Annotated in this window: 1 protein-coding gene; it reads left to right on the forward strand. The window is 37.9% G+C overall.

Annotated features, from left to right (window positions below; translation table 11 throughout):
* The first annotated feature begins 263 nt into the window (after nucleotides 1–263).
* The gene (locus tag J1785_RS00655; RefSeq protein ID WP_217218565.1) at nucleotides 264–785 is read left to right on the forward strand and encodes an EAL domain-containing protein; all 522 of its coding nucleotides are present in this window, start codon (nucleotides 264–266) and stop codon (nucleotides 783–785) included.
* The last annotated feature ends 59 nt before the right edge of the window (nucleotides 786–844 follow it).

An 844-nucleotide genomic window follows, 5' to 3' on the forward strand; every position in this document is an offset into this window, starting at 1 on the left:
CATATGCACTGCCTGAGTTCAATGAAATCGGATTCATAAAGGTCGAGGGTAGCAGCCTGTTTAATCTGTTATTGCTACCTACGCTAAGTTACTACTCTTAAGGTTGCCATAAGTTCACTGCCCAGACCAGTCAGCTCCGAACTAGAAAGTTCGTGGGATTCCTACGCAAAGTAAAAATAGGGTGTTTTGTAGTCGCATTAGTTTGTAGCTGACGTACCTGGTCTAATAAAATATCAGTACATTAAAAGTCAGGATACACGGCGATGATTACTCAATACTTTGCACAACCTATAATGAGCACAGAACAGAAGTTGTTAGGGGTAGAACTACTTACTACATTCCGAGAAAACGGTTTTAATGTACTCAATCCTTTGTCTATTGATATAATACACTTTATTACCTTCAATGAAGGGTTTTTCATTGATAGCAAACTGTTTTGTTCTCTAAGTATTGACGCAAGTACTGCATTTATTTTGAAGCATGACGCATACATTCAGATACTTATACAATCAATGCCATATCTAAAGCTACTGATCTCTGAGGGGCTGAGTAATCCAGCACTGAAATTGCTTTCCCACGGTAGTAATACTCTTTTTCTCAATTGTCTTGGCATTGATAATCTGAAAGCGGATATAATTAAATTTTATGAGGCGGTTAAGATCAATGAAACCTATTTCAGTACTCAATTCTACAGAAACTGCTTTCCTGTACTACTAAAGGATATAATGAAGTATTGCCCGAAGATTATCGTATCAGGTATATTTGATACTGAATTATTGCACTAACTTTAAGGGATGGGGCGTTTGGGGTGTACAAGGTGATCTGTACGAATCAGTACCGCTGC

The organism is Rahnella perminowiae, from assembly GCF_019049755.1.
Classification (GTDB): domain Bacteria; phylum Pseudomonadota; class Gammaproteobacteria; order Enterobacterales; family Enterobacteriaceae; genus Rahnella; species Rahnella perminowiae.